We start from the raw sequence: 3011 nt of genomic DNA, 5'->3' as shown, positions 1-3011 counted from the left end.
CAATATCCTCTTGACCTGTATATTTGGACAACATGATGTTATATGCTGCTAACAACACCATATACACTGTACTTCCTGTCCGAGCTGCCATGTTTCGAACTTGCTTTCCTAAGTCTGATTCAATCGTGAATTGGATGGCATCTCCTTTAAAATCTCGCATCAAAGGCCGTGGATAATCGGTTGGCATATCCAGCACTGGCACTTCTCCAGCATAGATATCTAACCAATAATCTTCTTGTTTTTTTACGATCTCTTGATTCTGCTCTTGCTGCCATACTGCGAAGTCTTTGTATTGTACGCTGACTTCCGCTAACTCCTCTCCCTGATACAAAGACATGAGTTCCTTCATCAAAATCCCCATCGATGTTCCATCCGATGCCGAATGATGAATATCAAAGAATAAGAGATGCCGCTGATCTGTTAACCGAACCATTCCTACCCGGCAAAGTGGGCCCTCATTCAGGTTAAAAGGCTGAATCCATCCCAAAACGATGTCCTTTGCTTCAATATCATCTGCTGCTTCTTCATACATCATTTCAATTTCTACATCGTTATGAACACGCTGCATCAACTCTCCATTTACCCATGCAAAGGACATACGCAGTGATTCATGACGTTGAATGATTTGTTTCCAGATGTTAACCATTTGTTGAATATCTACTAAACCAATAAGTTCAAATACGATTGCAAGCTCTACTTGTAAGCTTTTTTTCACCTGTGCTATTAGACGAGTCGCTTTTAATGAGTGACCACCTAGCTCAAAAAAATTATCTGCTCGGCCGACTTGCTCAATACCCAGTACTTCTTTCCAGATCTCTGCAAGCTGCTCTTCCATTACTCCTTGAGGGGCAATATATTCATTGCCTCGCATCCAACCTTCTTCTGGTAACGGCAAAGCTTTCCGGTCTACTTTTCCGTTGGAAGTGAGCGGCATTCTCTCTACCTGGATAAAGTAGGCTGGTACCATATAACTCGGTAGGCGTCTCTCCAAATACCTTCTTAATTCGGTTACATCCACGGCAGTCTCACTAACGATATAAGCACACAGATACTTGCTGCCATCCTGCGATTCTCGTGCCATAACCACAGTTTCGTTAACCTCTTCATGTTCCAACAGCTGCGCTTCGATCTCACCACATTCAATACGGTATCCCCGAATCTTCACCTGATGATCCATCCGCCCCATATATTCAAGGGTTCCATCTGGTAACCACCGAGCTAAGTCTCCACTCCGGTACATTTTCTCCTCAGATTTAAACGGGTTCACTACGAACTTTTCTGCTGTTAACTCTGGTCGATTTAAGTACCCTTGGACTAAACCATCTCCTGCGATACACAATTCCCCAACCACGCCTATCGGTTGTAGTTGAACCCCATTCATAACATAAACTTCTGTATTCGAAAGTGGCCGGCCAATAGGAACATTCTTAATCTCATCTGTTACATTTGGTATTTCATATGCCGTAGCAAATACTGTACTTTCTGTTGGACCATATACATGAATGATTCTACAATTTGTGTTTTGAAGTACTTTCTGGATATGAATAACAGAATGATTTTCTCCTCCTGTTAATATCTGGTTGACCCCGTTCAATGCAGCCATATTCTCATCAACCAAAACATTAAATAAAGCCGTGGTTAAAAATAAAATGCTTATTGCCTCTCTTTGCATCACTTCGCCCAGTCGCCCAGGATCTAGCATCTTCTCCCGATCCAACAACACAAGCTTAGCACCATTCAAAAGTGCTCCATAGATATCAAAAGTAGACCCATCAAATGCATAATTAGATAATTGGAGAATATTATCTTTATCTGTTATCTCAATATAGTTCGTCCCTTTTACTACCCGGCTCACGTTATAATGCATCGTCAGGTTTCCTTTTGGCACACCTGTCGAACCTGAGGTATACATTACATATGCTAAATCCGAAGAGCTATTGAGACTACCTAAGTTACTTTTCTCTTCTTCTACATATAACTGATGAAGTTCTTTCCAACTCCATATTCCCTGCTCTTTTGAAATATCACTAAGAATATCTTTATCTTCCACAATAATATGCTTGCTGCCGCTATCCTCCAGAATGAGCTGAATACGTTCCAGAGGCGCTGCCGAATCTATCGGTAAGTATGCTCCCCCTGCTTTCAAGATCCCAAGCATTACAACCATTCTTTCGATAGAACTTTCCATCAGTAGACTAACAATGTTGTTTCTTTCAACACCTTTACGACGCAATACATGTGCAAATTGGTTTGCTTGCGCATTAAGTTCTGCATAGGTTAGGGCCTGATCATCTTTCATCACGGCAATGTGATGTGGTGTCTTCTCTACTTGTTCTTCAAATAACGCATGCAAAGTTTTTTCTTTCGGATAATCGGTTTGAGTTTGGTTAAACTCATATGCAAGCTGTTCCTTCTCCCCTGCTGTTACCATTTCAATATCACATAATCGAATTTGCTCTTGCTCTACTACCTTCCTTAAGATCTGCACGAAATGTCCAGACATACGTTCTAACGTTTCTTTTTTATATAACGATGTACTATATTCCACGTTACATTCAATCTCGCCATTCTGCTCTTCTACTGCTTCCCATGTCATATCGAATTTCGCTACTTGATGAGCTATTCCAAAAGGTATACCTATAACTTCACCCATCTTCACGTTCGGAATATCCATGTTTTGAAGCAAAAACATCGTGTCAAATAGCGGATTCCGCGCTGCATCGCGCCGTACTACAAGCTGCTCAACCAGTTGTTCGAATGGGTAGTTCTGATGCTCATTTGCTTGAAGAACATGTTCCTTTACTTCTTCCAAAAATTGATTAAATGGTTTCTCTTTGGTCGGATAATGACGTAATGCTAGCGTATTAATAAACATACCTACGGTTTGCTCCACATCTGCATGAGTTCGTCCTGCCGCTGCAGTCCCTACCACAATATCCTCTTGACCTGTATATTTGGACAACATGATGTTATATGCTGCTAACAACACCATATACACTGTACTTCCTGTC

Annotated in this window: 1 protein-coding gene; it reads right to left on the bottom strand. The window is 41.3% G+C overall.

Features of this window, described 5'->3' with window-relative positions; genetic code table 11:
- Positions 1-2992, bottom strand: a 2992-nt coding sequence (locus A3844_RS30855; protein ID WP_244169902.1) for a non-ribosomal peptide synthetase, incomplete at its 3' end; no start/stop codon positions are given.
- Between the last annotated feature and the right edge of the window lie 19 nt (positions 2993-3011).

Origin of the sequence: Paenibacillus helianthi, from assembly GCF_001909055.1 — a bacterium.
Taxonomy (GTDB): domain Bacteria; phylum Bacillota; class Bacilli; order Paenibacillales; family Paenibacillaceae; genus Paenibacillus_AQ; species Paenibacillus_AQ helianthi.
This window is presented reverse-complemented; position numbering and strand designations above follow the sequence as displayed.